The organism is Pseudoduganella dura, assembly GCF_009727155.1.
Lineage (GTDB): Bacteria > Pseudomonadota > Gammaproteobacteria > Burkholderiales > Burkholderiaceae_D > Rugamonas > Rugamonas dura.
Genome location: NZ_WNWM01000002.1, coordinates 5,085,908 through 5,112,458 on the forward strand (window position 1 = coordinate 5,085,908; position 26,551 = coordinate 5,112,458).

At 65.8% G+C, this 26,551-nt stretch carries 27 protein-coding genes and 1 riboswitch; of the genes, 10 read left to right on the forward strand and 17 right to left on the reverse strand.

Going from position 1 to position 26,551, the window contains the following annotated elements; genetic code table 11:
• Window positions 1-104: 104 nt before the first annotated feature.
• Both GJV26_RS22265 and GJV26_RS22270 read left to right on the forward strand, forming a co-directional pair.
• On the forward strand, window positions 105-2,240 hold the full coding sequence (locus GJV26_RS22265; RefSeq protein WP_229419388.1) for a S46 family peptidase: 2,136 nt from the start codon (window positions 105-107) through the stop codon (window positions 2,238-2,240).
• A 167-nt stretch (window positions 2,241-2,407) separates the two neighbouring features.
• Entirely contained in the window at window positions 2,408-3,109 is a 702-nt protein-coding gene (locus GJV26_RS22270) for a PEP-CTERM sorting domain-containing protein (RefSeq protein ID WP_155710892.1), read from the forward strand.
• A 6-nt stretch (window positions 3,110-3,115) separates the two neighbouring features.
• Here GJV26_RS22270 and GJV26_RS22275 read toward each other — a convergent pair whose 3' ends face one another.
• The gene (locus GJV26_RS22275) at window positions 3,116-3,538 is read right to left on the reverse strand and encodes a DUF1810 domain-containing protein (protein WP_155710893.1); all 423 of its coding nucleotides are present in this window, start codon (window positions 3,536-3,538) and stop codon (window positions 3,116-3,118) included.
• A gap of 140 nt (window positions 3,539-3,678) precedes the next feature.
• On the opposite strand from GJV26_RS22275, the gene pnuC reads away from it, so the two are divergent.
• Entirely contained in the window at window positions 3,679-4,314 is a 636-nt protein-coding gene (gene pnuC / locus GJV26_RS22280) for a nicotinamide riboside transporter PnuC (RefSeq protein ID WP_155710894.1), read from the forward strand.
• Window positions 4,311-4,838 (forward strand): AAA family ATPase, encoded by a 528-nt coding sequence (locus tag GJV26_RS22285; protein WP_229428000.1) that lies wholly within the window; start codon window positions 4,311-4,313, stop codon window positions 4,836-4,838. Before pnuC ends, GJV26_RS22285 begins: the two co-directional genes overlap by 4 nt.
• A gap of 110 nt (window positions 4,839-4,948) precedes the next feature.
• Here the strand turns inward: GJV26_RS22285 and GJV26_RS22290 are convergent, their stop codons facing one another.
• A complete protein-coding gene (locus GJV26_RS22290) occupies window positions 4,949-7,051 on the reverse strand; it encodes a TonB-dependent siderophore receptor (RefSeq protein ID WP_155710895.1) in 2,103 nt (700 codons plus the stop codon).
• Window positions 7,052-7,143: 92 nt separating this feature from the next.
• A riboswitch (TPP riboswitch) is annotated at window positions 7,144-7,239 on the reverse strand.
• 121 nt (window positions 7,240-7,360) lie between these two features.
• On the opposite strand from GJV26_RS22290, the gene GJV26_RS22295 reads away from it, so the two are divergent.
• From GJV26_RS22295 to GJV26_RS22305, 3 genes are read left to right on the forward strand one after another with little or no spacing between them, the layout of a single operon-like run.
• Complete coding sequence (locus GJV26_RS22295; RefSeq protein ID WP_155710896.1) at window positions 7,361-7,669, forward strand: ferritin family protein; 309 nt, start codon at window positions 7,361-7,363, stop codon at window positions 7,667-7,669.
• Window positions 7,670-7,694: 25 nt separating this feature from the next.
• The gene (locus tag GJV26_RS22300; RefSeq protein WP_155710897.1) at window positions 7,695-8,150 is read left to right on the forward strand and encodes an Imm26 family immunity protein; all 456 of its coding nucleotides are present in this window, start codon (window positions 7,695-7,697) and stop codon (window positions 8,148-8,150) included.
• Between the two features lie 26 nt (window positions 8,151-8,176).
• Window positions 8,177-8,590, forward strand: a complete 414-nt coding sequence (locus GJV26_RS22305) for a GFA family protein (RefSeq protein ID WP_155710898.1) — start codon at window positions 8,177-8,179, stop codon at window positions 8,588-8,590.
• On the opposite strand, the gene GJV26_RS22310 is transcribed toward GJV26_RS22305, so the two are convergent.
• From GJV26_RS22310 to ompR, 6 genes are all read right to left on the reverse strand, one after another.
• Window positions 8,587-9,876: an RNA polymerase sigma factor gene (locus GJV26_RS22310; protein ID WP_155710899.1), complete on the reverse strand. Its 1,290-nt coding sequence runs from the start codon at window positions 9,874-9,876 to the stop codon at window positions 8,587-8,589. The genes GJV26_RS22305 and GJV26_RS22310 overlap by 4 nt on opposite strands.
• Window positions 9,877-9,947: 71 nt before the next feature.
• Window positions 9,948-10,652: a YciI family protein gene (locus tag GJV26_RS22315; protein ID WP_155710900.1), complete on the reverse strand. Its 705-nt coding sequence runs from the start codon at window positions 10,650-10,652 to the stop codon at window positions 9,948-9,950.
• A gap of 30 nt (window positions 10,653-10,682) precedes the next feature.
• Window positions 10,683-11,105 carry a YciI family protein gene (locus tag GJV26_RS22320; RefSeq protein WP_155710901.1) on the reverse strand — a complete coding sequence of 141 codons (423 nt, stop codon included), beginning with the start codon at window positions 11,103-11,105 and terminating at the stop codon, window positions 10,683-10,685.
• 10 nt (window positions 11,106-11,115) lie between these two features.
• Window positions 11,116-11,601, reverse strand: a complete 486-nt coding sequence (locus tag GJV26_RS22325) for a VOC family protein (protein WP_229419389.1) — start codon at window positions 11,599-11,601, stop codon at window positions 11,116-11,118.
• Between the two features lie 120 nt (window positions 11,602-11,721).
• Window positions 11,722-13,074: a sensor histidine kinase family protein gene (locus tag GJV26_RS22330; protein WP_155710902.1), complete on the reverse strand. Its 1,353-nt coding sequence runs from the start codon at window positions 13,072-13,074 to the stop codon at window positions 11,722-11,724.
• 13 nt (window positions 13,075-13,087) lie between these two features.
• Window positions 13,088-13,789: an osmolarity response regulator transcription factor OmpR gene (gene ompR, locus GJV26_RS22335; protein ID WP_229418989.1), complete on the reverse strand. Its 702-nt coding sequence runs from the start codon at window positions 13,787-13,789 to the stop codon at window positions 13,088-13,090.
• 402 nt (window positions 13,790-14,191) lie between these two features.
• Between ompR and GJV26_RS22340 the strand changes: the two genes are divergently transcribed.
• From GJV26_RS22340 to GJV26_RS22350, 3 genes are all read left to right on the forward strand, one after another.
• On the forward strand, window positions 14,192-14,566 hold the full coding sequence (locus GJV26_RS22340) for a hypothetical protein (RefSeq protein ID WP_155710904.1): 375 nt from the start codon (window positions 14,192-14,194) through the stop codon (window positions 14,564-14,566).
• Window positions 14,567-14,782: 216 nt separating this feature from the next.
• A complete protein-coding gene (locus GJV26_RS22345) occupies window positions 14,783-16,654 on the forward strand; it encodes a flagellar assembly protein A (protein ID WP_155710905.1) in 1,872 nt (623 codons plus the stop codon).
• 118 nt (window positions 16,655-16,772) lie between these two features.
• A complete protein-coding gene (locus GJV26_RS22350) occupies window positions 16,773-17,327 on the forward strand; it encodes a chemotaxis protein CheW (RefSeq protein WP_155710906.1) in 555 nt (184 codons plus the stop codon).
• A 100-nt stretch (window positions 17,328-17,427) separates the two neighbouring features.
• Here GJV26_RS22350 and GJV26_RS22355 read toward each other — a convergent pair whose 3' ends face one another.
• The 9 genes from GJV26_RS22355 to GJV26_RS22395 form a co-directional block, all read right to left on the reverse strand.
• Complete coding sequence (locus tag GJV26_RS22355; protein ID WP_155710907.1) at window positions 17,428-19,422, reverse strand: ATP-binding cassette domain-containing protein; 1,995 nt, start codon at window positions 19,420-19,422, stop codon at window positions 17,428-17,430.
• A 3-nt stretch (window positions 19,423-19,425) separates the two neighbouring features.
• On the reverse strand, window positions 19,426-20,307 hold the full coding sequence (gene prmB, locus GJV26_RS22360) for a 50S ribosomal protein L3 N(5)-glutamine methyltransferase (RefSeq protein WP_155710908.1): 882 nt from the start codon (window positions 20,305-20,307) through the stop codon (window positions 19,426-19,428).
• Between the two features lie 31 nt (window positions 20,308-20,338).
• The gene (dapE, locus tag GJV26_RS22365) at window positions 20,339-21,484 is read right to left on the reverse strand and encodes a succinyl-diaminopimelate desuccinylase (protein WP_155710909.1); all 1,146 of its coding nucleotides are present in this window, start codon (window positions 21,482-21,484) and stop codon (window positions 20,339-20,341) included.
• A 7-nt stretch (window positions 21,485-21,491) separates the two neighbouring features.
• Window positions 21,492-21,842: an ArsC family reductase gene (locus GJV26_RS22370; RefSeq protein WP_155710910.1), complete on the reverse strand. Its 351-nt coding sequence runs from the start codon at window positions 21,840-21,842 to the stop codon at window positions 21,492-21,494.
• 98 nt (window positions 21,843-21,940) lie between these two features.
• Window positions 21,941-23,110, reverse strand: a complete 1,170-nt coding sequence (locus tag GJV26_RS22375) for a PilT/PilU family type 4a pilus ATPase (RefSeq protein ID WP_229419390.1) — start codon at window positions 23,108-23,110, stop codon at window positions 21,941-21,943.
• Between the two features lie 67 nt (window positions 23,111-23,177).
• Window positions 23,178-24,005, reverse strand: coding sequence for a 2,3,4,5-tetrahydropyridine-2,6-dicarboxylate N-succinyltransferase (dapD, locus tag GJV26_RS22380; protein WP_155710911.1), 828 nt, complete (start codon window positions 24,003-24,005; stop codon window positions 23,178-23,180).
• 22 nt (window positions 24,006-24,027) lie between these two features.
• Complete coding sequence (dapC, locus tag GJV26_RS22385; RefSeq protein WP_189442288.1) at window positions 24,028-25,242, reverse strand: succinyldiaminopimelate transaminase; 1,215 nt, start codon at window positions 25,240-25,242, stop codon at window positions 24,028-24,030.
• Window positions 25,243-25,416: 174 nt separating this feature from the next.
• On the reverse strand, window positions 25,417-26,121 hold the full coding sequence (locus GJV26_RS22390) for a Mut7-C RNAse domain-containing protein (RefSeq protein ID WP_155710912.1): 705 nt from the start codon (window positions 26,119-26,121) through the stop codon (window positions 25,417-25,419).
• A gap of 6 nt (window positions 26,122-26,127) precedes the next feature.
• A complete protein-coding gene (locus tag GJV26_RS22395; RefSeq protein ID WP_155710913.1) occupies window positions 26,128-26,517 on the reverse strand; it encodes a MerR family transcriptional regulator in 390 nt (129 codons plus the stop codon).
• Window positions 26,518-26,551: the final 34 nt, after the last annotated feature.

Consider the following 26,551-nt stretch of genomic DNA (forward strand, 5'->3'; position numbering starts at 1 on the left):
GCGGCAGCGTGATGCGCCAAAGGAACGCAAGTCAAAAAGCATTTTCGCGGTATGGCAACTGGTCTATACTTCCCCGGCTTTTCATCAACCCAGGGGAACACATCTTGTTCAAAAAACTCGTACTGCCGGCCGCTTTGCTGGCCGCCTTCGGCGTCGCACACGGTGACGAAGGCCAGTGGCAACCCCACCAGCTGCCGCAACTGAAATCGGAACTGAAGCGCATCGGCATCCAGATCCCCGCCGAACGGATCGCCGACCTGACGAAGCACCCGATGAGCGCCATCGTGTCGCTGGGCGGCTGCTCGGCGTCGTTCGTGTCGCCGGACGGCCTGGTCGTCACCAATCACCACTGCGCCTATGGCTCGATCCAGCGCAACTCCACCGCCGAGAAGAACTACATCGCCGACGGCTTCCTGGCGAAGACGCGCGCCGAGGAACTGCCGGGCGGCCCGAACGCGCTGGTGTACGTGACCGAGAAGGTCGAGAGCGTGACCGAGCGCGTGCTGAAAGGCCTGGAAAACACGGGCGGCAAGGCGCGCCACGAAGCGATCGAGAGCCGCGTGAAGGCGTTGATCGCCGAATGCGAGACCGACAAATCGGTCCGCTGCTCGGTGCCGGCATTCCACCGCGGCCTGGAGTACTACCGTATCCGCCAGATGATGATCCGCGATGTGCGCCTGGTGTACGCGCCGGCGGACATGGTCGGCAACTACGGCGGCGACATCGACAACTACGAGTGGCCGCGCCACACCGGCGACTATTCGTTCCTGCGTGCCTACGTGGGCAAGGATGGCCGCCCGGCCGATCCTTCGCCGGACAACGTGCCCTACAAATCGAAGGACTTCCTCGTCGTGTCGGCCGAAGGCCTGAAGGCGGGCGATCCGATCCTGCTGGCCGGCTACCCGGGCCGCACCAGCCGCTACAAGCTGCCGGCCGAGATCCGCTTCGCACGCGACATGTCGTATCCGGCGATCGTGGCCGAATACCAGGCCGACCTCGATACCATCGCCGCCGCGACGAAGGCCGGCAAGAACGACGAAGTGCGCTACGCGTCGGTCGTGAAGTCGATCAACAACCGGATGAAGAAGACGCAGGGCCTGCTGGACGGCTTCGCGCGCAAGGATATCGCCGCCATCAAGGACGTGCAGGATGGCGAGTTCCGCGCGTGGTACGCGAAACAGCCGGGTGTGTCGTCATCGATGCTGGCCGAGCTGGACGCGGCGATCGCGGCCGACATGGCGCTGGAACAGCAGACGTTCGCGTGGAACGTGGCCACCAACTCCGACCTGTTCAAGAGCGCGCGCACGCTGTACCGCTTGGCGCTGGAACGCACGAAGCCGGACGCGCAGCGCGAATCGGGCTACCAGGAGCGCGACCTGGCGATGATCAAGGCGCGCCTGACCCGCCTCGAACAGTCGTACGTGGGCAGCGTCGACCAGGCCCGATTCGTCGGGGGCCTGCAGCGTTACGCGAAGCTGCCTGCGGCGTTCCGCCCCCAGGGCCTCGATGCGCTGCTGCCGGCGGTGGCCGAGGTGCCGACGCTGTATCGGAACAGCAAGCTGGGCGACACCGCCACGCGCCTGGCGCTGCTGGACGCCGATGCCGCCACGCTGGAGAAATCGGATGACGCGTTCATGCGCCTGGCGGTGAAGCTGAACGGCTTCGCGCTGGCGCTGGAAGAGCGCTCGAAGGAATCGGAAGGCAACCTGGAAAAGGTGATTCCGCAGTACATGAGCGCGGTGATCGCCTGGAAGAAAAGCCAGGGCAAGCCTGTCTACCCGGACGCCAATTCCACGCTGCGCGTTACCTACGGCACCGTGGACGCCTACTCGCCGAAGGACGGCATCACGAAAGGCCCGTTCACCACGGTGGAAGGCATCGTCGAGAAACACACCGGCAAGGACCCGTTCAACGCGCCGCGGGCGCTGCTCGACGCGGTGAAGGCGAAGCGCTATGGCCGGTTCAGGGATTCCGTGCTGGGCACGGTGCCGGTGAACTTCCTGTCCAGCGCCGACACCACCGGCGGCAACTCCGGTTCGGCGATCGTCAACAAGCGCGGCGAACTGGTCGGCCTGAACTTCGATTCCACGTATGAATCGATCACCAAGGACTGGTACTTCGACACGGCCATCACGCGCGCGATCCACCTCGACGTGCGCTACATGCTGTGGGTGATGAAGGAAGTCGACGGTGCCGACAACCTGCTGAAGGAAATGACGATCCGGTATCCGAAGAAGTAAGCCGTTCGATTGTTCGGGCAGCGCCGGACTCGGCCGGCGTGCGGTCTGCGCGTGAAGGCTGCCAACCGCAAGGAGCAGCTCTTTTCACGCGATTGACATTGCGGTCGGTATTGGCGTTCCTATACTGGTGAGTGAACAGGAGTTCAACACAACAGGAAGGAGCCGCCATGCAATGGGAGAACGCAACCAGGACGATCAGGGCCGCCGTCGCGGTTGTGCTATGGGCAACGGCGAGTTTGGCTTCTGCCGATGCCTACCGCATCACCACGCATGCCGCCGGGCACGCCGGACATTTCAACCTGGACGGCATGTTCGTGCTGCCCGGACCCGTGGGAACCGGCCCCTACGAGCTCGACATCGTTACCGAATTCGACAATCCATCGGTATACCAGGAGCCCGAACGGACCAACATCCTTGCCTTCGACATCAGTCTCCGCATCGAGCTGACGGTTGGCGGCAACCGCTATACCGTGTCGAAGGAAGACGCCTGGCTGGAACTCGACTATTTCCCCGATCTGGACGGTGGGCCGCTGAATGACCTGCGCTATTCGGTGCACTTCTTTCCGTATGCAAGCGGAAACTTCGGAGAGTTCCAGCAGCGCATGTTGCTGGCACCGGACCTGCTCGCATTTTCAGACTTGCTGCAGCCAGCATTGCTGGCGACACCGGACGTCGAATGGGCCCAGTTCAATGCCGGTACCTACATCATCAACGAAGTGATCATTCAACAGCTCGGCGACGCCAGTGGTCTGGCACCGCAATTCAGCTACCAGATCATGACGATACCCGAGCCGGCCACCTATGCCATGACGCTGCTGGGATGCGCGGTTGTCGCCGGTGCCGCGCGGCTGCGCCGGCCGAAGGCCTAGCGGCACCTACTGCTTGCCGAGCAGGTCGAGCGTGGCCAGGTCGGACAGGCCCCCATAGAAGGCCTTCAGTGCCACGGTGAACGGCACTTCGCCACCCGTGGCTTCATGGAACAGCGTCATCGACGAGCGGAATTTCAATGCGTCGACCTGGCCGAGGATTGCGCCGATCTGCGTGCCGGCGTGCCCGCTAACGAGGGCCGTGCATTCGCGCAGCCGGGCGCCCAGCAGCGGGTGGGCGGCATAGGCGCGTGCTTCCTCCAGCGTGGCGATGCCATAGAACCGGGCCGTGTCCGAGCGGCCCAGTCCTTTCAGCTGGGGGAAGATGAACCACATCCAGTGGTTCGTCTTGAGGCCTGCGCGCAGCTCGCGCAGCACGTCGTCGTAGACGGATTCCTGGGCGGCGATGAAGCGGTCGAGTTGGTGCTGCATGGCTCCTCCGGTGGCAAGCCTGCAGTCTACACGCGAACTGCGTGGCGATACATTCGCTACAAAGTTGTCTGGCTGCTTCAGCAGGCTGGTCCGGCCAGCCACCCCATGGCATAATCCGCCGTCCCCCAGCCCGCCGCCCCATGAACGAAACCCTCTCCCTGCTCGGCCTGTCCACCACGCCGCTCGAACTGCTGTCCTTCGCGCTGTCGGTCGCCACCGTGTGGCTGAACATCCGCCAGAACCACTGGGCGTGGCTGTTCGCGATCCTGTCTTCCGCGCTGTACGGCGTGGTGTTCTACCAGTCCAGGCTGTATGGCGACATGGGGTTGCAGGCGGTGTTCATCACGGTGTCCGTGTGGGGCTGGTACCAGTGGCTGCATGGCGACGACATGCACGAACGCCTGCCGGTCACGCAGCTGGACTGGCCGGGCAGGGCGGTGGCGGCGCTGGGGTGGATCGTGGGCTTCATCGCGCTGGCGTGGTTCCTGATGTCGTTTACCGATACCGACGTGCCGTTCGCCGATGGCTTCCTGACCGCCGGCAGCCTGGTGGGGCAGCTGCTGCTGTCCCGCAAGAAGCTGGAGAACTGGCACGTCTGGATCATCGTCGACGTGCTGTACGTGGGCCTCTATGTGCATAAGGGCCTGATGCTGACCGCGTTGCTGTACGGCCTGTTCGTGGTGATGGCGACGATCGGCCTGCTGGCCTGGCGCAAGTCGATGCGCGCCGGGGCGACGCCGGACGGGGCAGCGGGCGCGGCGATGGTGCTGAAGTGAGAACGTTCGACCTGAAGCCGGTGCGGGTGGCGATCGTCGGCAGCGCTTCCTCGGGCAAGACGACGCTGGCGGAGGCGCTCGCCGGGCGTTACCGGGAAGTCTGGGTGCCGGAATACCTGCGCGAGTTCGTCGACCTGCGCGGACGCGTGCCGGTCGAAGCCGACCAGCTGCACATCGCCGAGACCCAGGCCGCGCGCGAAGACCTCGCACTGGCCCGTGCCAGCCGTTGCCTGTTCTGCGATACCACGCCGCTGATGACGGCCGTGTACAGCCGCCATTACTTCGGCCGCATCGACCCGCGGCTGGAAGCGCTGGTGGCGTTGCGCCGCTACGACATCACGCTGCTCTGCGCGCCGGATATTCCATGGAAGCCCGACGGGCTGCAGCGCGAGCCGGAGGACCAGAGCGCCGCCGTCAACGCGCTTTTGTCGGAAGAGCTGGTAGCCCGCGCGATCGCGCACGTGCGCATCCACGGGCCGCTGGCGCAGCGGCTGCGGCAGGTGGAAGAAGTGCTGGGCAACTGAAGTTCCCGAATACGGGGCAAGGAATGCGGTGCATCAGCAAATGACCTGGGGCCAGGCCCCAGGTCATTTGCTGAGCAAGCGCAAAGGTAGTTCTGCTATCTGTCGCGGATTTAGAAATCCAGCTGCGCCGATACCCGGAACGTGCGGCCCAACCCCGGGATCAGGTAGCCGCCCAGGTCCGGCGTGACATCGCGCCAGTAGAACTTGTCCAGTGCGTTGCGTACCTGGGCGCGCAGCACCAGCGGCATGCCGCTGCCGCCGCCAATGCGCGCGACGTACGAGGTGCCGACGTTCAGCAGGTGGTACTTCGGCACGAACACCGTGTTCTCTTCGTCGAACGCCTTCTTGCCGGCGAACTGCCAGTCGCCGTTCACCTTGAAGCCCGGCGTCACCGCGTATTCCGCGAACACGGTCGAGCGCAGCGCCGGCACGTTGGTCACGCGCTTGCCGTCGTAGATGCTCTGGCCGGTACCGCTCTGCTTCGTGTTCAGCGCGGCGACCGAGGCGCCGACCGTCATCTCGCGCGTGAGCTTGCCCTGCGCCGCGAATTCGACGCCGCGGTGCTGCGCCTGCCCGTTGCGCACGAAGGTGTTGGTGGCGTCGATATATTCCAGGCCCTTTTCGATCTGGAACACGGCGGCCGTCAGGCTGATGCCTTCGACCAGCGCTTTCGCGCCGATTTCCACCTGCTTCGATTTCGACGGCGCCAGCGCGCGGTCCTCGTTCGTGGTTTCCATCGGCGCGATGCCGCCATGCTCCAGGCCGCGCGCGTACGACGCATACAGCGCGAGGTCGCTGCGCGGGCTGTACACCAGCGACGCGTTCGGCACCCAGAAGCTGCCTTCCGCCGGAGCCACGCCCAGCTCGTCGCGTTTCAGCTTCACATAGCGCGCGCCGGCATGCAGTTTCAGTTCGGCGGTCAGGCCCACGATGTCCTGCACGAACAGGGCGCGCTCGTTATCCTTGCGGCGCACCGACGCGGGGCCGGTTTCCAGATCGCTCCTCGGCGCCACCACCACCGGGCGGTAGATGTTGCTGGTGCCGGCATATTCGTACACGTCGTCGCCCCAGCTTTCCTTGTTGCCGAAGTAGGAGAAGCCGGCCGACAGCTCGTGCGACAGCGCGCCGGTGACGAAGCGGCCCTGCAGCATGGCCTGCGCGGCCAGCGGCTTTTTCTCTTCGCCGAGGCTGCGGTAGTCGTACACGTCGTAGTCGCCGTTGCCGCAGAAGCCCGGATACAGTTCCTGCGCCGAGCAGCCGTACGGGAAGGCGGTGTAGTCGTCACGCCTGAACACGTGCCTGTTGGCTTTCACCTCGATCTTCCAGTCCTGTGCCAGCTGGTACTGGAAGCGCGCGCCGAGGTTCATGCTTTCGGTGGCCACCGGGTAGCTCCAGGGCTGGTCGTTGAGCAGCGTGTCGGCCGCCACGTCCGGCAGCGCAACGCCGTTGATCAGCTGGAAGCCGGGTGCCGACACCTGCGATTTCTTCTGGTAGTCGGCGTCGACCTGCAGCAGCGCCTGCGGAGAGATCTGCCAGTCGAACGCGCCGGAAATGAAGCTGCGGCGGCCGTCCGCGCCGTCCACATACGAACGCAGCCGCTCGCCGGCCACGTTGACGCGGTAGCCAAAACGGCGGTCCTCGAAGCGCCCCCCCAGGTCCACGCTGCCCCGCAGGGTGCCGCGTTCGCTCACGCCGAACAGCACCGAGCGCAGCGTGGTACTGGTGGGGCGCTTCGTCGTGTAGTTGACGATGCCGCCCGGCGCGGCGATACCCGCCGTGAGGCCGGCCAGGCCTTTCAGCACCTCGATGCTCTCCTTGTTCTCCAGCGGGATCTGGGTGTCGGCGGAAATGGCCAGGCCATCCTTGCGGTAGCTGCTGGCGTTGTCGAGCTTGAAGCCGCGGATCGAGAACTGTTCGGCATAGCCGACGGCATTGTAGGCGTCGCTGATGCTGGCGTCGTAGCGCGCCGCGTCCGTCGTGGAGCCGATGTTCAGGTTCTGCATCTGCTCGCGCGTGATCACGCTGACGGAAGCGGGCGTCTGCAGCAGCGGCGTGTCGGAAAAGCCGGCGACGGAGGCGCGGTCCGCGGTGCCGCGCACGGCGGTGACGACGACTTCCGTCATCGCGGGTTCGGTTGCCTGCTGGGCAAGGGCGGGGAATGCCTGCGCGATGGCGAGCGCGGCGGCGGATACGGCGAAAGTGGTCTTGGTCATGGTTGTGCTCTTCTCGTTTTCTTCTAGTTCTCTGTCGAACCAGCGAGGAGCACACCAGGGGACGTTGGGACGGTACCGGGTTTTGACGGGACCAACACTGCCTTGCGCTTTCCTTCGCTGGCATTATCCAGATCAGGTACGAAGGGTATCTCTCACCCGGAAACACTCCAGGACCCCCAGCGAAGCCGAAAGCTTATCACATTTGAATGCAATGTCGTGCGCCACCGGTCCGGCGCCGTTGTTATACTTGTGGAAACATGGAGTCCGACCGACAATACGGTTTTTCGTTCCATGCCGCAGGAGGTTGTGATGACGCAGGAACACGTCGTTGAATCACGCGAGACCCTGGATGCCCAGGTGCTCGACATGCATCGCGCGCTGGTGTCGCTGATCGACAAGCTCGGCGCGCTGGACACGGCCAACCAGCGTTTCGCGGCCTGTACCGATCCGGAGCTGAAGCTGGTGCTGGCCAGCCAGCGCGACAGCACGCGCAAGCACGTGGCGATGCTGCTCGAATGGGCGCGCCGGCGCGATCCGAAGCTGGACAAGGAACTGCGCGATGCGCTGTTCAAGGCCGGCCCGATCGCCGCGCAATACCGCTACGACGAGAACATGTAAGGCAAGTCCACATAATGAGAATCGAATGAAGCAGCCGTATCACGAAGGAAGCTGGTTTGCCGTGCCACTGAACAACGGCGGTTACGCGGCCGGGCTCGTTGCCCGCATGTCGCCCCAGGGCAAGATCATGCTCGCCTACCTGTTCGGGCCGAAGCGCGCCACGATGCCCACGCTGGCGGACGTGCAGGCGCTGAAGGCCGGCGATGCCGCCAAGGCGATCCGTACCGGCGACATGGCATTGGCCAATGGCCGCTGGCCGGTGCTGGGCGATGCGGAGAATTTCGACCGCAACGACTGGCCGGTGCCGGTGTTCATCCGCCGTTCCGATTCCCTGAAGCGGGCCTGGCAGGCAACTTATGCGGACGATCCGGCCAAGCCGGAGCGCGAAATTTCGGTGCCTTATGAAACATCCGGCCTGGAAAGCGACTCGCTGTTCGGCTATGGCTCGACCGAACTGCTGCTGACCAAATTGCTGGAGTAACGGAGAAAGCCGGGAAGGAGAGGGCGATGCACCAGGGAGGCTGCTTTTGCGGCGCCGTGCGCTATGTGGTCACGGCCGAACCGTTCAACAGCACGCTGTGCCACTGCACGATGTGCCGCCGCGCCAGCGGCGCGCCCTGCGTGGCGTGGTTTTCGGTGCCGCGCGCCGGCCTGCACTTCACGGCCGGCGCCCCGGCCTGGTATGCCTCCAGCCCGGGCATCCGCCGCGGCTTCTGCGCCGCCTGCGGCACGCAGCTCACGTTCGAGGATGCCCGCTACCCGGATGAACTCGACGTGACCACGGCCAGCCTGGACGACCCTGAAACGGTGCCGCCCGGCGATCACATCTACATGCAGAGCCATGTGCGCTGGCTGCAGCTGGCCGACAGCCTGCCGCGCTTCCTGCGCACCCGCGACGAAGGCGCGCGCGAGCTGCCTTAGCCCGCCCTTCCGGGCGGCGCGGGGCAGGCCGCCGCGCGCGCCAGCAGCAGCGTGCGCTCGCGCCCGTTCTGCGCCAGTTCCGCCGCGCGCAGGAATTCGGCGCGGGCTTCATCGAGCCGCCCCAGCTTGAACAGGAAGTCGCCCCGCACGCCGGGCAGCAGGTGATAGTTGCGCAACGCCGGTTCGTCGACCAGCGCATCGGCCGCCTCCAGGCCCGCCGCGGGGCCGAACGCCATCGCCAGCGCCACGGCGCGGTTCAATTCCACCACCGGCGATGGCGCCAGTTGCGCCAGCGCGTCATACAGCGCGGCGATGCGTTGCCAGTCGGTGTCGGCCGCCTTGCGGGCACGCGCATGGCAGGCGGCGATCGCGGCCTGCAAGCCATACGGGCCCAGGCCCTGGCCGGCCTGGCCGGCACGATCCAGCGCGGCCAGGCCGCGGCGGATCAGCAACTGGTCCCAGCGTGCCCGGTCCTGCTCCAGCAGCAGCACGGGCGAGCCGTCCGCCGCCAGCCGGGCGCGGGCACGCGACGACTGGATTTCCATCAGCGCCACCAACCCGTGCACTTCCGGTTCGCGCGGCACCAGTCCGGCCAGGATGCGGCCCAGCCGCAGCGCCTCGTCGCACAGCGCGGGGCGCATCCAGTCCGCCCCCGTGGTGGCCGAATAACCTTCGTTGTAGATCAGGTAGATCACCTGCAGCACCGATGACAGGCGCTGCACCAGGTCAAGGCCCGCCGGTACCTCGAACGGTACGCGGGCCTCGAGCAGCGTGCGCTTGGCGCGCACGATGCGTTGCGCCACCGTGGGCTCGGGCACGAAGAAGGCGCGGGCGATTTCATCCGTCGTCAGGCCGCCCAGCAGGCGCAGGGTAAGCGCCACGCGGCCCTCGGTCGGCAGCACCGGGTGGCATGCGATGAAAACGAGGCGCAACAGGTCGTCGCCGATGCGGTTGTCCAGCGTGCGTTCCAGGTCGGGCGCGGCATCTTCCAGCAGGCTTTCGATGGCATGCGTGAGCTCCGGTTCCCTGTCCTGCGCCAGCTTGCGGTGGCGCAGGTGATCGAGCGCGCGGTTCTTCGCCGTGGCCATCAGCCACGCGGCCGGGTTGTCCGGCATGCCTTGTTCGGGAAAGGCTTCCGGCCAGGTTTCCAGGGCAGCGACGAGCGCTTCCTGCGCCATTTCCTCGGCCAGGCCGACGTCGCGCAACATGCGCGCCAGCGCGGCGATGATCCTTGCCGATTCGATGCGCCACACCGCCTCGACGGCGCGATGGGCCCGGCCAGTCAAGGCGGCACCATGCACGCGAGCCGGCTGACCGGCCGGCAAACACGCAGTCGAACAGGTGGACACATGGACGGTCACGCCACGGCGCGCAGTTCCAGCGTCACGTCGGGCCACGGAAACGGGTAGCTCTTCACCCAGGCGACGGCATCGTCGCGGCTGGCGGCCTGGATCAGCCAGAAGCCGGCGATCAGTTCCTTGACCTCGGCGAACGGGCCGTCGACGATCGACGGCCTGCGGCCACTGCCGCCTTTGACGTCTCTGAAATCAACGCGCGCGCCCCGCGCCGTGGGCTTCAGGCCGTCGCCGGCCAGCAGCACGCCGGCCTGCGCATCCTGCCGGTTCCTGGCATTCATCCGGTCGATGGCGTCGGGCGGCGGCATGACGTCCGCCTCGAGGGCGGCGCTGGAGCGGAGCAGCACTGCCCAGGGCGCCAGGTGTGGCGGGGTTCGCGTGTCGATGCCGGCGCAGCCGCCCGAGCAGCCCGTTTCGCGCACTTCGAGCACCACTTCGCCTTCTGCATCGGCGGCGGGCCAGCGCCGTGCCCATTCGATGGCTTCTTCCTTCGAAGCCACGTCGACGATCGCGAAGCCGGCCGCAAGCCCGTCGGCGGGGAAGGGGCCGTTCGCGATCGTCCACGCGCCGCCGGCACGCTGCAGCCGCACGGCTTCGGTACTGGAATGCAGCCAGCACGCCGCCGGCACGGCGTCCGCCAGCGGCGGCGCCGGAAAGGACTGGCTTTCGGAAGCGGCGTCGGCACGCCGTATCACCATGAAATGCATTCCATCCTCCTTGCGGCTGCCCCGGCCGGATCAGGCGGAACCGGCGGCCATGCGCTCGCGCAGCCTGTCCTCCTGTTCGCGCAGTTCGGGCGTGAATTCGGCGCCGAAATCCTCCGCCTCGAACACCTGGCGGATCTCGATTTCATCGCCTTCCTCCATGGGGGCGCGCTTGACCCATTCGATCGCCTCTTCACGCGACTTTACCTGAATCAGCCAGAAGCCCGCAATCAGCTCCTTGGTTTCCGCGAACGGGCCGTCGATCACGGTGCGGTTCTTGCCCGAGAAGCGGATGCGCACGCCCTTCGCGCTGGGATGCAGGCCTTCGCCGGCCAGCATCACGCCGGCATTGACGAGTTCCTCGTTGTATTTGCCCATCGCTTCGAGCAGCCCGGTCGATGGCATCCTGCCCGTCTCGCTGTCGGCGGAAGCTTTGACAATGATCATGAAACGCATGGCACTCTCCTTACTTGGCGGTTTCAGGGCAGCCCATCGCGCTCTTCGAGGCTTCGATCGCTTCCTCGGGCGGCACGTCGCGGATATGCGTGGCCAGCGACCAGCTGTGGCCGAACGGGTCGCGCAGCACGCCGTAGCGGTCGCCCCAGAACATGTCCTGTGGCGGCATCTTCGCCGTGGCGCCGGCATCGATCGCACGCTGGAATGCGCTGTCGACGTCTTCCACGTAGTGATGCAGCGTGACGGGGGAGGCCGGCAGGTCTTGCGGGCCGAAGCTGCCAAAATCGGGGAATTCATCGACCAGCATCACCGGCGAGCCGCCGATCCTGATCATTGCATGCATCAGCTTGCCGCTGCCGTCCGGCACCGCCATGCGCACCTGCTCGACGGCGCCGAACGCCTTCTTGTAGAACTCGATCGCTTCGGCGGCGTTACGGCAAACGAGGTGGGGTGTCACGGCGGGCATGTCCGCGGGGATTTTCTCGACTTCGCTCATGGCCTGTCTCCTTCAGTAGGGTTGTAAGGAACACACGAACTGCGCTCCCATATTCCCACGACGGATGGCGAACAGCCAAATCGACAAAGTTCAAGATTTTTTTTGTTCAGGACTGCGAGATTAAATGGCTTCCATCGTGATCTGGATCAAAAGGCCACCACCTTCGCGATTGCTCAGTTGCAATTCCGCGCCGTGCCGTTGCAGCACGCGCTCGACGATGGCCAAGCCGAGGCCGGCGCCGTTGGCCTGGCCGCGCGCCGTATCCAGCCGCGTGAACGGCTTGAGCAGCTCGGCCATCCGTTCTTCCGGAACGCCCACGCCATGGTCCTGCACGTCGATTACCACGCGCCTGGCCGCATGCACGCGTTTCACGCTGCAGCAGATGTCGATCTCGGCCAGGTCGGTGCCTGGCGTCTTGCCGTAGCGGCGCGCATTTTCGATCAGGTTGTGCAGCACGCGTTTCAGGTCGGTGAGGTTGCCGCGCACCTGGGCATTCTCGACGATGTCGGTGGTCACCTTCACGTCGGCCAGGCGCGAGACGTCGTGCGCCACTTCCTGCAGCATGTCCGACACGTCGACCGGCACGAACGTGGCCGCTTCGGTCGGTTTCGCATAATCGAGGAACTGGGCGATGATGGCATCCATCTGCGCGAGGTCCGATTTCATGCCGTCGCGCGCGTCCGGCAGCAGGTCGGCCATCTCCACCTCCAGCTGCATCCGCGTCAGCGGCGTGCGCAGGTCGTGCGAAATGCCGGCCAGGATCACGGCGCGGTCGGATTCGACCTGCTGCAGGTCGTCCACCATCTGGTTGAAGCTGCGGTTGGCCTGGCGGATTTCCTGCGGCCCCTTCTCGGGCAGCGGTTGCGGCGCGCGGCCCTGGGCAATCGAGTGGAACGCCGCGGTGAGCCGGCGCAGCGGCGCGTTGACGAGGCTCGAGATCAGCGCCGCGCCCAGCAGCGACACCACCGACACGGCGGCGGCCCAGCCGAGCCACTGGATGCCGGTCAGGCCCTGGATGCGCTCGCGCTCGAGCATCAGCCAGTACTGGTCTTCGCCGATCTTGAAGCTGACCCAGAAGCCGCGCATGCCGTTGACGCGGGCGGAGAAGCGCGTGTCCTTGCCCAGCTTGGCCTTGACGAGCTGTTCGATGTCCGGCATCAGCGGATTGTCCGGCGGCGGATCGACCTCGTCGTTATCCTCCAGCAGGAAGACGCGGATGCCTTCGTTCGACACGAGCTCGAACAGCAGCTCGGTGCGCAGTTCCGGGGCGGAATGGGTCAGCGCGGCGCGCGTGATGGTGACCACCGAGATCACCTGCGCGGCCAGCTGCTGTGCCTGGGGATCGCGCTGGACGATGCTGTACATGCCGATCCACGACGCGGTCGACAGCGTCGTCAGCACGCCCAGCAGCAGGAAGGTACGCCAGAACAGCCCGCTTTTCAGGCGGGCGACGGTAAAGTTACGGAACCTCATCGACCGTCACGCGTCAGCGCGGCTGCCCCTCCGGGATGAACACATAGCCCAGGCCCCAGACGGTCTGGATGTACAGCGGGCTGGAAGGGTCCGGTTCGATCAGCTTGCGCAACCGCGAGATCTGCACGTCCAGCGAGCGGTCGAACACTTCGTATTCGCGGCCGCGCGCCAGTTCCATCAGCTTTTCGCGCGACAGGGGCTGGCGCGCATGGCGGGCGAATACTTTCAATACCGAGAATTCGCCGGTGGTCAGCGGCACGGTTTCGCCGTTTTTCTTCAGCGTGCGCGTGCCCAGGTCCAGCACGAACTGGCCGAACTCGAAGGTTTGCGGCGTTTCGGACGGGGCGCCCGGAATCTCGTCCGGTGCCTTGCGGCGCAGTACCGCGCCGATCCGTGCCACCAGTTCCCGCGGGTTGAAGGGCTTCGGCAGGTAGTCGTCCGCACCCATCTCCAGGCCGACGATGCGGTCCACGTCTTCGCCCTTGGCGGTCAGCATGATGATCGGGGTCTGGTCGCCGGCACCGCGCAGGCGGCGGCAGATCGACAGGCCATCCTCGCCGGGCAGCATCAGGTCCAGCACGAGCAGGTCGTAGCGTTCGCGCAGCCACAGCTTGTTCATCGCGGTGGCATTTTCCGCGGTGAATACATTAAACCCCTGTTCGGTCAGGTAGCGTCGCAGCAGGTCGCGCAGGCGGACGTCGTCGTCCACGACCATGATCTTGGCCTGGTGGCCGCTATGGACGGTGGTGTTGGAGACGGCGGCGGTGCCGCCGGCGCTGTTGCCGGAATTGTTCGATATCGTCATGGTGCTGTCGGAATTGTCAGAAGCATGTCGCTATGGTAACGTCTTAATGCGTTCGACGGCGCGCACGGATCGACCCATTACAAAGTGTTACAAACTTTACCCAATCGCTCTTATACCCATGGGGAAAGGGGCATACACTTTGTCCATTGGTGAAGGGTTATCCGTTGCCATTGAAGATCATCTCTATCGAAGATCAATGCGGCACAAGAGTAAATAAAAACGGATGGCAAAAGCCGGTAGCAAAAGCGAGTAGCAAGGCAATGGGCAGCATGGCGCCGGTGGCAGGGTACAGAAATCAAGCGAGGACACGGCATGAACCAGGGGGCAAACGATCGGGGCAGGGCAGCGGCGCGGCGCATGCGCACGGCCGTTGCATCGCTCGCGCTCGTATTGTGCATGTCGCCCGCCTTTACCCAGGATCGTTCCGGTGACGGTGCGCAGCGCCGCGATGGGCAGCAACAACAGCAACAGCAGCAGTCCCGCCGCGACAGCCGCTGGGGCGATGCCGCCGATGCGCGCTCGTTCGAAGCCCGCGCCGAGGAGCAGCGCCGCATCATGCAGGAAAACGCCAACAATGCGGAGATGTCGCGCCGGATGAGCCGCATGACACCCGATGAGCGCCGCGACCTGCGCCGCCAGATCAATGAAGCCGGCATGGAAGTGTATTCCAACACGCCGCGCCGCTGACCCTCCTGCAAGGGAGGGGCCGGCACCGGCCCGGGATTCCGAGAAATGAAAACGGGCCAGCCAAGCTGGCCCGTTTTCATTTTCTTCCTATGCCAGGGATTGCTTGCAGATTGCAAGCGCGATATGCCCCGCTGCAGGCCGTTTCGGTGCATCATATTACTCTGGAATAAAACTTATAAATTACCGGCATTAAATTCAAGCCATTGATGTCGGGGAATGGGGAACGCAGTGGGCAACGACGGGGCACCTGCAGGCTCGCCTGGCGACACGGACGGGCCGCCGGTCATCGTCCAGCGCGACGATGGCGTGTGGTTTATGGCCGGCGCGGCGGCGGCGTGCCGCGAGGCCGCCGGCCGGGTATTCCTGTCCGGCGCATGCTTTGCGGGGCTGGACTACGGGATCTTTTCGCGGATGCTGTACGGCGTGGACCCGGCCGTGCCCACGGCGCCGGCGGGGCAACCGCCGGTGCGTTTCGCCGATGCCGTCGTGCCATTCCCGCCGGCCCGCCGGGCCCTCTACAAATCCGTCAAGATCGTCGCCGGCGAAGCCGACTATTTCTTCGAACCTGTTTTCCTGGACAGCGGCGACGGTGCGTCCCTGGCTGCCACGCTGACGTTCGATGAATTCGTGGCGGACCTGTGGGGCAAGGGCATTCGTTTCGGCATCGATGCCGCGGCCGTGCGTGGGGCGATCGCCGCTGGCAGGCCGGCGCGCATCGCTGTCGCCCGCCGCCTGCCGCCGGTTCCGGGACGCGATGCAACGATCGTCGAGGTGTCGCGCGACATGCACCGCTCCAATGCGCCGCGCGAGCTGGCCAACGGCCGCTTCGACCTGCACACGTTCCAGAACCGCTTTCCGCAGGCGAAGGCGCAAACGCGACTGTTGCGCAAGGAACCGCGCACCGGGGGCCGGCGCGGCCATGAACTGTCCGGCCTCCCGGTCGAGCCGCCGGCGGCCAGGGATATCGAGCTCACGCACGTGGCCGGCCCGGGCACCGTGATCGAACACATCGGCGGGTTCGACTACGTGGTCGCCGCGGTCGACGGCTACATCAACGTCGATCGCAACGGCGGCCGCGTGTCGATCGGCCCGAAGGCCGTCGGGCGCGAAGGCGTCAGCGCGCGCACCACCGGCAACCTGCAGCTCACCGGCGAATACGAGGAATTCGGCGAAGTGCAGGAAAACCGATTCGTCGAAGGCGGCAACATCACGATCCACGGCGACGTGTTCGGCCATGTCGCATCGCGCGGCGGCGCGGTGCTGCTGAAGCGCAACCTGATGGGCGGCACGGTCGTCAACGCGGCCGGGGCCATCCACATCGGCGGCGTCGCGGCCAACGCGGTGCTGCAGGCGAAAGGCGGGGAGGTAACGATCCGCCAGGCGCAGAATTGCGTGATCACCGCGGCGAAGGTCACGATCGGGGAGGCAAGCAATTGCGAGATCATGGCCGGGGAGGTGACGATCGGCATCGCCAGCGGCTGCGCGATCGCCGGCCGCACCATTGCGCTGGAAGCCGCCGGGCCGCGCAAGGGCAGCGAGATGCTGCTGTTCGCGCTCGTGCCCGATACCCGGCGCCATGAAGAAGCCATCGCCGGCCTCGCCGCGCGCGTGGCGCGGCTGGAGGCCGCGGCGGCGGGGCACAAGGCGGCGGTCGACGAGATCACCGGCCGGCCGGACGTGCGCAGCTACCTGGCGCTGGCCGCCAGCATGCGCGCCCGGGAAGTCACGCTGACCGCGGCGCAGCTCGCGCAGCTCCAGAAACTGGCGGCGCAGGTGGGGCCGGCACTGAAAGACATCGCCGAAGTGTCGCAGGCCAACAACGCGGTGCAGGCGCAGCTCGCGCAGGCACGGGAACAGCAGGAACAGGCATGCCGGCGCCGCGACGACATCGCCGCCGCGGCGACTTGCAAGGTGAAAATGCTGGCCGGCGACACGGTGCTGCGCACGATGATGTTCCAGCCGGACGCCGGCGCGCCCTGTGACATCGCACCGAAAGAAGTCAGGGCGAAACTGCGCGCCGGCTCATGGAACGATCCGCCGGTGCTCGATGTGGCGCACGGCGCGCTGGACTGGTCGTCCGCGCCTTGACGCGGTGCCGGCATAGGTCCGGCAGGAAACATTGAGCGCCCTCAACACTGCAATGGGAGGCGACTTTAGCATGGGGCGATGCGCAACTTTGCCGCGGGACCGAACGAAAGGAATACCCATGCAACCGAATGAATCGCCAGAAGCGCAGGACGCTCCATCAGCGGCGCCGCGGGTGGCGCCACAGCAGCACGCCGGCGCGCCGCGCGGGGACGAAGCGCGGCAGTACCTGACTTTCCGCCTGGGCGGGCTCGAATATGCGCTCGATTACAGCAATGTGCAGGAGCTGCGGCCCTTGCAGGCGCTCGAGCGCTTCGCGACCGACGGAGAAATCATCAGCGGGGTCGCCGTCTCGCGCGGTATCATCATGCCGATCGTCGACATGCGCATCGCCTTCGGCCCGCGGCCGCCGGAGCACGATCCGCGCACCGATGTCATCATCCTCAAGCTGTCCACCTGCGTGATGGGCATGGTGACCGACGGCGTGACGGACATCGTTACCCTGGCCGGCGGCGACATCAAGCCCATTCCCGATATCGACGCGCAGGTCGCGAACGATATCGATTACCTGCTGGGGCTTGCCGAAAGCGGCGGGCGCCGGCTGGTCGTCGTCGATATCGACAGGCTGATGGCGATCCGCCGCACCAAACCCGACAACCTGCATGCCGCCGCCTGAAGGGAACGCTGCTAACGACAACGCCGCCCGAAGGCGGCGTTGTCGTTAGCGGGGCGGTGTGTTCATCGCCCTGGCGCCGTGAATCCGCGATTCACCATGCTCAGACTGCAATCGCCTCGAGCTGCTCCTGCAAGCCCAGCCATTCCTCTTCCAGCTGCGCCAGGTCCTTCGTATAGAAGGCCTGGTCCGCCAGCAGCGTCTTCAGCTTCGGTTTGTTGGCCGCTTCGTAGATCGCCGGGTCCTGCAGCTGCGCATCCACGTCGGCCTTCTGCGCGTTGCGCTTGGCGATCTGCTCTTCCAGCCGCTTGACCTTGTTCTCGATCGGCTTGCGCTGCGCGGCCAGGCGCTGGCGCTGCTCCGCGTCCACGCGCTTCTGCTCGCGCTTGTCGACGGCGGGCGCGGCCGGCGCCACCGGCGACGTGGACGGGTACGACGTCCTGTTTTCCTTACCGGCGGCCGGCAGCACGTCGGTGCCCTTGCCCAGCTTGGTCTTGAACAGCCAGTCCTTGTAGTCGTCCAGGTCGCCGTCGAACGGCTGCAGCTTGCCATTGGCCACGATGATGAATTCATCGGTCGTGGCGCGCAGCAGGTGCCGGTCGTGCGATACCACCACCAGCGTGCCTTCGAACTGGGCCAGCGCCTCGGTCAGCGCCTCGCGCGTTTCCAGGTCCAGGTGGTTGGTCGGTTCATCGAGCAGCAGCAGGTTCGGGCGCTGCCACACGATCAGCGCCAGCGCCAGGCGCGCCTTCTCGCCGCCGGAGAACGGCGCGATGGAGCTGGTGACCATCGTGCCCGGGAAGTTGAAGCCGCCCAGGAAGTTGCGCAGTTCCTGCTCGCGCACCGTGGGCGCGATCTTCTGCAGGTGCCACAGCGGCGATTCGTCGTGGCGCAGCATCTCCACCTGGTGCTGGGCGAAGTAGCCGATGATCAGGCCCTTGCCGATCGTCGCGGTGCCGGCCAGCGGTGCCAGTTCGCCCGCCACGGTCTTGATCAGCGTGGACTTGCCGGCGCCGTTCACGCCCAGCAGGCCGATGCGCTGGCCTGTCTGCAGGCTGAAGTTGATGCCGTTGACGATCTTCTTTTCCTTGACCTCGTACGTCTCCGGATCCTCGCCGCGGTAGCCGGCATCGACATCCTCCATCACGAGCAGCGGATTGGGCGCCGACAGCGGTTCGCGGAACTCGAACGAGAATTCGGCGGCGGCGCGCAGCGGCGCCAGTTCCTCCATCTTCGCCAGCGCCTTCATGCGGCTCTGCGCCTGCTTGGCCTTCGAAGCCTTGGCCTTGAAGCGGTCGATGAACGATTCCAGGTGCGCCTTCTTGCGCGCCTGCTTTTCGGCGGCGCCGGCCATCAGGATCATCTGCGCGGCGCGCTGGCGTTCGAAGCTCGAGTAATTGCCGGAGTAGCGCTTCAGCTTGCGGTCGTCGATATGCACCACCACGTTCACGATCTCGTCGAGGAAATCGCGATCGTGCGAGATGATGATCAGCGTGCCGGCATAGCGCTTGAGCCAGTCCTCGAGCCAGATGATCGCATCCAGGTCCAGGTGGTTGGTCGGTTCATCGAGCAGCAGCAGGTCGGAAGGGCACATCAGCGCCTGCGCCAGGTTCAGGCGCATGCGCCAGCCGCCGGAGAAGCTGGCCACCGGCTGCTGCATCTGGTCCAGCGTGAAGCCCAGGCCCAGCAGCAGCTGTTCGCCGCGCGACTGCACCGTGTACGCATCGGCATCGGCCAGCGCAACGTGCGCGTTGCCCAGCGCGATCCCCTGCTCGGCGGAATCGGGCATCGATTCGAGCCGCACCAGTTCTTCCTCCAGCTTGCGCAGGTTGACGTCGCCGTCGATCGCGTAGTCCAGCGCGTTGCGCTGCAGCGGCGGGGTTTCCTGCGCCACGTAGGCCATGCGCCACTTGGCGGGGAAGTCGATATTGCCCTGGTCGGGATGCAGCTCGTTGCGCAGCATCGCGAACAGGCTGGACTTGCCGGCGCCGTTGGCGCCGATCAGGCCGATCTTGTCGCCGGGGTTCAGCGTCAGGTCGACGTTTTCCAGCAGCGGCTTCACGCCGCGCATCAGGCTTACTTGTTCGAGACGAATCATGCTTTAGATTTTCAATTGGTCGGCGGTGAGCAAAAACACCATGTCGTCACCCTGGCTGGTGGTCAGCCACGTCAGGCCAAGGTGGCCGAATGCCGCTTCCGCGAATTCTTTTTCATTGCCGATCTCCACGATCAGCAGGCCCTCGTCGGTCAGCCGCTCGGCGGCACCGGCCACGATCCTGCGCACCAGGTCCATGCCGTCCGCGCCGCCGTCGAGCGCGATCTGTGGCTCGTGGCGGTATTCCTTCGGCAGCTGCGCCATCGATCCGGAATTCACGTACGGCGGGTTGGTGACGATCAGGTCGTATTTTTTTGCCGGCACGTTGGCGTACAGGTCCGACTGGATCAGGTTCACGCGGTCCTGCAGCTTGTAGGTGTCGACGTTGCGGCGCGCCACTTCCAGCGCATCCGGCGAGATGTCGACGGCGTCGACCGCGGCATCGGGGAACGCATCGGCCATCATGATCGCCAGGCAGCCGGAGCCGGTGCACAGTTCCAGCACGTTGGCGATGCCTTCCGGGTTGTTGACCCATGGCGCGAAATAGTCGGGAATCAGTTCGGCGATATACGAACGGGGCACGATCGTGCGCTCGTCCACGTAGAACCGGTAGCTCCCCAGCCATGCTTCATTGGTGATGTAGGCGGCCGGGATGCGCTCGGCGGCGCGGCGCTCGATCACTGCCAGCACACGCTGCACTTCCTCGGGCAGCAGGCGGGCATCGAGGAACGGATCGAGCTTGTCCAGCGGCAGTTTCAGCGTGTGCAGGATCAGGTAGGCCGCCTCGTCGAACGCCTCGGCGCTGCCGTGGCCGAAGAACAGCTGTTCGGTATTGAAACGGGTGGTCGCGTAGCGCAGCAGGTCGCGCGGCGTGGAGAAGATGGTCATGGTGTGCTTTCGATAGTTGACGCGCGAAGGGTTACGAGAGATCTCGGGCGAGAAGATTCTCGAGCGTGCGTCGATAGATGTTTTTCAGCGGATCGATGAAGCGCACTTCCACGTGCTCGTCGATCTTGTGGATGCTGCCGTTCGGCGGGCCGAATTCGATCACCTGCGGGCAGATCCGGGCGATGAAGCGGCCGTCGGACGTGCCGCCGGTGGTCGACAGCTCGGTCTGGATCCCGGTCTCGGACTTGATCGCGTCGCACAGCGCCGCCGACAGCGTGCCGCGCGGGGTCAGGAACGGGTGGCCGGACAGTGTCCATTTCAGGTCGTAGTCCAGGCCGTGCCGGTCGAGGATCGCGTGCACGCGTTCCTGCAGTCCCTCCGCCGTGCTGGCGGTCGAGAAGCGGAAATTGAAGTCGATGACCATCTCGCCCGGGATCACGTTGTTGGCGCCGGTGCCGGCCTTCACGTTCGACATCTGCCACGACGTGGGGAGGTAATACTCGTTGCCTTCGTCCCATACTTCGGCCACCAGGTCCGCCAGCGCCGGCGCGGCCACGTGGATCGGGTTCTTCGCCAGCTGCGGGTAGGCGATATGGCCCTGGATGCCCTTGATCGTCAGGCAGCCGGACAGCGAACCGCGGCGGCCGTTCTTGATCATGTCGCCCAGCGTGTTGCTGGACGTGGGTTCGCCCACGAGGCAGTAGTCGATCGCTTCGCCGCGCTCCTGCAGCCTGTCGCAGACGACGACGGTACCGTCGGTGGCGGGGCCTTCCTCGTCGCTGGTGATCAGGAACGCGATGGAACCCTTGTGGTCCGGGTGGGCCGCGATGAATTCCTCGCAGGCCACGATCATCGCGGCGATCGACGTCTTCATGTCGGCCGCGCCGCGGCCATACAGCTTGCCGTCGCGGATCGTGGGGAAGAACGGCTCGGACGACCATTGCTCGACCGGGCCGGTCGGCACCACGTCGGTGTGCCCGGCGAACACGAACACCGGCTGCTCGGTGCCGCGGCGCGCCCACAGGTTGGTCACGTCGCCGGACTGGATCGTCTCGCAGCGGAAGCCGAGCGGTTCGAGGGCCGCGATCATCTGCTGCTGGCAGCCTTTGTCCTCGGGAGTGACGGAAGAGCGGCCGATCAGTTTTTCGGTCAGCGCAAGGGTACGGGATTCGGTCATGGCGTTCTTATTTGTCGAAGATCTGGGAATACTGGTCCGGCTTGAAGCCCACGTGGCATGCGCCGGCCGTCTGCAGCACCGGGCGCTTGATCACCGACGGAAACTCCAGCATCAGCGCGGTGGCGCTGGCCGCGTCCGTCACGGCGGCCTTGCGCTCGTCCGGCAGGCCGCGCCACGTCGTGCCCTTCCTGTTGACGAGGAGTTCCCAGTCCAGGTGCGCCAGCCAGTGCTGCACGGTGGCGGCGTCGAGCCCCTGTTTCTTGAAGTCGTGGAAAGCGAAGTCGTGCTGCTGGTCGGCCAGCCAAGTGCGAGCCTTCTTGACTGTGTCGCAGTTGGGGATGCCGTAAAGTGTGATCATGGGTATTCGGGTGGGCGCGCGGCGGCATTTTGCCGGCTAAAGTGCGCCATTATAGCTGCAAGGGCAACCCGGGGAGTGGCCTCCCTCCGGCTCCCTGCTCAGGTGTTGAGCGTGAACTCGGTAAAGGATGCCTCGGCGGCCGGCTTCGGCTCGGCCGCGCCGGACGGCTGTCCGCCTTGCCGGCTGTCCGGTCCATTGTTCAGCAGCCACAGCAGGTTGGTGGCCGAATCCGCATTGGCCAGCGCTTCATCCTGCGTGATGCGGCCTTCCTGCACCAGCCTGTACAGCGCCTGCTCGAACGATTGCGAGCCCGGCGACAGGCTCTTGTCGAGTGCTTCCTTGAGCTGGCCGATCTCGCCGTTCTCGATCAGGTCCGACACATAGCGCGTGTTGACCATCACTTCCACGGCGGGCGTGCGGCTGCCGCCGCCGCTCGACCGGACCAGCCGCTGCGAAACGATGGCGCGGATCGTCGACGACAGGTCCTGCAGCAGGGCGGGGCGGTTTTCGAGCGGATAGAAGCTGATCATGCGGTTCAGCGCGTTGTAGCTGTTGTTCGCGTGGAGCGTGGCCACCACCAGGTGGCCCGACTGGGCGTAGGCCAGCGCGGCGGCCATCGTTTCGCGGTCGCGGATCTCGCCGATCAGGATGCAGTCCGGTGCCTGGCGCATCGAGTTGCGCAGCGCGGTGTCGAAGTCCTTCGCGTCGCTGCCGATCTCGCGCTGGTTGACGATCGATTTCCGGTTCTTGAACAGGTACTCGATCGGGTCCTCGAGCGTGAGGATATGGCCCGACCGCAGTTCGTTGCGGTGGTCCAGCATGGCGGCGATCGTGGTCGACTTGCCGGAACCGGTGGAGCCCACGACGAGCATCAGCCCGCGTTTCTCCATGATCAGTTCGGCCAGGATGGGCGGCAGGCCCAGGTCGGCCAGCGCGGGAATATTGGCCGGTACATAGCGGAACACGGCGGAGATCGTGCCGCGCTGCCGGAAGGCCGACAGGCGGAAGCGGCCCAGGTTCGGCACCGAGACACCCATGTTCAGTTCATTGGTGCGCGCCAGTTCGCGGATCTGCTCGGTGGAACAGATCTCGGCGAGCAGCGCGTCGATATTGTCCGGTTCCAGCTTCTGCTGGTTGATCGGAATGAGGTTGCCGTTGATTTTCAGGTGCACCGGCGAATTCACGGCGAAGAACATGTCGGACGCGTTCTTCTCTTTCATCAGCTGGAACAGGCGGTCCATCATCGTGCGCACCTCATGTAGACGCATGGTGTCGGACACCCGGCCACAGGCCGGGATGTCGGACACCGGTTTTCCCGGCGTGCCAGGCGCAGGCTTAAACGCCGCGCAGCAGCTCGTTGATGCCCGTTTTCGCGCGGGTCTGCGCATCCACGCGCTTGACGATCACCGCGCAGTACAGGCTGTACTTGCCGTCGGCCGAAGGCAGCGAGCCCGACACCACCACGGAGCCGGAAGGAATGCGGCCGTAGGAGACTTCGCCGGTGGCGCGGTCGTAGATCTTGGTCGACTGGCCGATGTACACGCCCATCGAGATCACCGAGTTTTCCTCGACGATCACGCCTTCGACGATCTCGGAACGGGCGCCGATGAAGCAGTTGTCCTCGATGATGGTCGGGTTGGCCTGCATCGGTTCCAGCACGCCGCCGATGCCCACGCCGCCGGACAGGTGCACGTTCTTGCCGATCTGCGCGCACGAACCCACCGTGGCCCAGGTGTCGACCATCGCGCCTTCATCGACATACGCGCCGATGTTCACGTAGGAAGGCATCAGCACCACGTTCTTGCCGATGAACGAACCGCGGCGGGCCACGGCCGGCGGCACCACGCGGAAACCGCCCCTGGCGAAATCTTCCGGCGTGTAGCTGGCGAACTTGGTCGGTACCTTGTCGTAGAACTGCATCGTGCCGTCCGATGGCAGCACCACGTTGTTCTCGAGGCGGAACGACAGCAGCACGGCCTTCTTGATCCACTGGTTCACCACCCAGGTGCCGGTATCCTTCTGCGCCACGCGCAGGCTGCCGTCGTCCAGGCCGGCCAGCACGTGGTTGACGGCGTCGCGCACTTCCGCGGTGGCGTTCGACGGATTGATCTCGGCGCGGTTATCCCATGCCTGTTCGATGATTTGCTGGAGTTGTTGGGTCATGATGCAGCTCTTTGTAAATGAATTATTGATCGAGGTTCTTGCAGAACTGGACGATGCGCCGCGCCGCTTCCAGCCCTTCGGCGGTTTCCGCGACGAGCGCCATCCGGATGCGGTTGCGGCCGGGATTGCCGCCATGCGCTTCGCGCGCCAGGTAGCTGCCCGGCAGGACCGTGACATTATATTCGGCGTACAGCCGGCGCGCGAACTCGGTGTCCGACAGGCCCGTGCGGCTGACATCGGCCCAGAGGTAGAAGCCGGCGTCCGGCAGTGCCACGTCGAGCACCTCCTGCAGCAGCGGCGTGATGGCATCGAATTTCGCGCGGTATTGGGCGCGGTTTTCCTCCACGTGGGACTCGTCGTTCCACGCTGCGATCGATGCGGCCTGCACCGGCGGGCTCATGGCGCCGCCGTGGTAGGTCCGGTACAGCAGGAATTTCTTCAGCACTTCGGCATCGCCGGCCACGAAGCCGGAGCGCAGGCCCGGCACGTTCGAGCGCTTGGACAGGCTGGAAAACACCACCAGGCGCGCGTATGGCCGGTCGACCGTGGACAGGCCCAGGACATGGGCCGCCTGCAGCGCGCCCAGCGGCGCTTCGGCGCCGTGGTAGATCTCCGAATAGCACTCGTCGGCGGCGATGATGAAATCGTGGCGCTCGGACAGCGCGAACAGGTTTTCCCAGTCCGTCAGCGACAGCACGGCGCCGGTCGGATTGCCGGGCGAGCACAGGTACAGCAACTGCACGCGCTGCCATACTGCCGCCGGCACGCTGTCGTAATCGCTGCCGAAGTTGCGCGCCGGGTCCGAGTTGACGAAGTACGGTTCGGCGCCGGCCAGGAACGCGGCGCCTTCGTAGATCTGGTAGAACGGGTTCGGGCAAACCACCAGCGCGTCCGCGCCGGGGTCGACCACGGCCTGCGCGAACGCGAACAGCGCCTCCCGCGAACCATTCACCGGCAGCACCTGCGTGGCCGGATTCAGCGGCGGCAGGCCGTAGCGGCGTTCGAGCCAGGCGGCGATCGTGCCGCGCAGCGCTTCGGAGCCGGCGGTGGCCGGATACACGGCCAGGCCGGACAGGCTGTCGGCCAGCGCCTGGCAGATGAACGGCGGTGTCGGATGCTTCGGTTCGCCGATGCCCAGGCTGATGGCGCGGAAATTCGCATCCGGCGTCACGCCGTCGAACAGCAGGCGCAGTTTTTCAAACGGGTAGGGGTGCAGTTTGTCGAGTAATGGATTCACGGCAGCTTAATGGGCAAATTCGTGGAGAGCCGGGACGTCGGGCTCGTCGGAAGATTCATGCAAGAAAGTTCAGCCGGCCATTATAGCCCGCACGCCGCGGACGCGTCCGGCGCCGCGGCAAGGCGCCGGCGCACAGCCCCGGCACTTCCGCAATCCGCATCCCCGGTTCCCGCGTCAGTTCATGTCATCGAGCAGCGCGCGCATCCTGCGCCAGTGCGAGCCCCGCCAGAACACCCCGCCGCATTGCGCGCAGCCGAGAAACTCGTCATGCCCGGCGCGCACGGAAGGCGGCAGCCGGTCCAGCACGTCCGCCTTGGCGCGCCGCTGCAGCGGTGCGTTGCAGCCCAGGCACAGCGAAAACGGCCGCATCGCCGCTTTCAATCCATAGCGGGCCGACAGTTCGCGCAATTGCAGTTCGGGCTTGATGGCCCGCACGTAGCAGCCGCGCAGCACGCCGCGCCGTTTCAGCAGCTCGCGGTCGCGGGTCAGCGCGATGCGGCCCTGTTGTCCGGCGATCCGCTCGACGTCGGCATCGTCGATGTCGTTGTCGTAGAGCGTGTCGAACCCGGCCATCCGCAGCAGCCGGGCCAGGCCGCCGAGATGCGCGTCGGCCACGAAGCGCGCCTCGGCGGGCGCCAGCGCCACGGGGCGGTGCGGCAGCACCTGCACGTCGTCGCCATCTTCCAGCAACCGGTCGAGCGGCGCCGCCACGCCGTTGACGAGCGCCTCGCCCACTTCGGTGTGCGGCACGCCCAGCGCCTCGATCATGTGCTTGACCGTGGCGGCGCGCGCGCACGGCACGGCGAACATGTGCCCGCGCCGGCCGCGCGGCAAGAAGGGATCGAGTGCGTCGTCGAACCGGAAGGTGGCGGTGGCCATCGCGCGTCAGCCGGCAGTCCGGGCAAATGCCGTCAGCACGGCGGGGCGCAGCGGGCAGTCGGTCGCCTCGTCGAGCCGCGCGGCCAGGTCCGCGCGCAGCGCGCCCAGGCCGTCGATGCGCCGGTCGATCTCGGCCAGCTTGGCGCGCAGCGCGGCGCGCAGCGCGTCGGACGAGGCGCCGGGATCGGCCAGCAGGGGCAGGTCGGCCTCGATCTCGGCCAGCGTGAAGCCGAGCGACTGGGCGGTGCGGATATAGGTCAGCCACTGCACCGCTTCGGGCGGGTAGTCGCGGTAGCCGTTGCTGCTGCGGCGGGCCCGCAGCAGCCCGCGCTTTTCATAGAAGCGCAGCGTATCCCGGCTGATGCCGGTCGCCTGCGCGATGTCGCCGATCCGCATCGTGTCTCCCGAAAAAAGGCTTGACCCTGGAGTG

Excerpts from the sequence above, each read along its gene's own strand:
- GJV26_RS22270 (WP_155710892.1), top strand. The coding sequence starts at position 2,408 with ATGCAATGGGAGAACGCAACCAGGACGATCAGGGCCGCCGTCGCGGTT.
- GJV26_RS22275 (WP_155710893.1), bottom strand. The coding sequence starts at position 3,538 with ATGCAGCACCAACTCGACCGCTTCATCGCCGCCCAGGAATCCGTCTAC.
- pnuC (WP_155710894.1), top strand. The coding sequence starts at position 3,679 with ATGAACGAAACCCTCTCCCTGCTCGGCCTGTCCACCACGCCGCTCGAA.
- GJV26_RS22290 (WP_155710895.1), bottom strand. The coding sequence starts at position 7,051 with ATGACCAAGACCACTTTCGCCGTATCCGCCGCCGCGCTCGCCATCGCG.
- GJV26_RS22295 (WP_155710896.1), top strand. The coding sequence starts at position 7,361 with ATGACGCAGGAACACGTCGTTGAATCACGCGAGACCCTGGATGCCCAG.
- GJV26_RS22300 (WP_155710897.1), top strand. The coding sequence starts at position 7,695 with ATGAAGCAGCCGTATCACGAAGGAAGCTGGTTTGCCGTGCCACTGAAC.
- GJV26_RS22305 (WP_155710898.1), top strand. The coding sequence starts at position 8,177 with ATGCACCAGGGAGGCTGCTTTTGCGGCGCCGTGCGCTATGTGGTCACG.
- GJV26_RS22315 (WP_155710900.1), bottom strand. The coding sequence starts at position 10,652 with ATGCATTTCATGGTGATACGGCGTGCCGACGCCGCTTCCGAAAGCCAG.
- GJV26_RS22320 (WP_155710901.1), bottom strand. The coding sequence starts at position 11,105 with ATGCGTTTCATGATCATTGTCAAAGCTTCCGCCGACAGCGAGACGGGC.
- GJV26_RS22325 (WP_229419389.1), bottom strand. The coding sequence starts at position 11,601 with ATGAGCGAAGTCGAGAAAATCCCCGCGGACATGCCCGCCGTGACACCC.
- GJV26_RS22330 (WP_155710902.1), bottom strand. The coding sequence starts at position 13,074 with ATGAGGTTCCGTAACTTTACCGTCGCCCGCCTGAAAAGCGGGCTGTTC.
- ompR (WP_229418989.1), bottom strand. The coding sequence starts at position 13,789 with ATGGTCGTGGACGACGACGTCCGCCTGCGCGACCTGCTGCGACGCTAC.
- GJV26_RS22340 (WP_155710904.1), top strand. The coding sequence starts at position 14,192 with ATGAACCAGGGGGCAAACGATCGGGGCAGGGCAGCGGCGCGGCGCATG.
- GJV26_RS22345 (WP_155710905.1), top strand. The coding sequence starts at position 14,783 with ATGGGGAACGCAGTGGGCAACGACGGGGCACCTGCAGGCTCGCCTGGC.
- GJV26_RS22350 (WP_155710906.1), top strand. The coding sequence starts at position 16,773 with ATGCAACCGAATGAATCGCCAGAAGCGCAGGACGCTCCATCAGCGGCG.
- GJV26_RS22355 (WP_155710907.1), bottom strand. The coding sequence starts at position 19,422 with ATGATTCGTCTCGAACAAGTAAGCCTGATGCGCGGCGTGAAGCCGCTG.
- prmB (WP_155710908.1), bottom strand. The coding sequence starts at position 20,307 with ATGACCATCTTCTCCACGCCGCGCGACCTGCTGCGCTACGCGACCACC.
- dapE (WP_155710909.1), bottom strand. The coding sequence starts at position 21,484 with ATGACCGAATCCCGTACCCTTGCGCTGACCGAAAAACTGATCGGCCGC.
- GJV26_RS22370 (WP_155710910.1), bottom strand. The coding sequence starts at position 21,842 with ATGATCACACTTTACGGCATCCCCAACTGCGACACAGTCAAGAAGGCT.
- GJV26_RS22375 (WP_229419390.1), bottom strand. The coding sequence starts at position 23,110 with ATGCGTCTACATGAGGTGCGCACGATGATGGACCGCCTGTTCCAGCTG.
- dapD (WP_155710911.1), bottom strand. The coding sequence starts at position 24,005 with ATGACCCAACAACTCCAGCAAATCATCGAACAGGCATGGGATAACCGC.
- GJV26_RS22390 (WP_155710912.1), bottom strand. The coding sequence starts at position 26,121 with ATGGCCACCGCCACCTTCCGGTTCGACGACGCACTCGATCCCTTCTTG.
- GJV26_RS22395 (WP_155710913.1), bottom strand. The coding sequence starts at position 26,517 with ATGCGGATCGGCGACATCGCGCAGGCGACCGGCATCAGCCGGGATACG.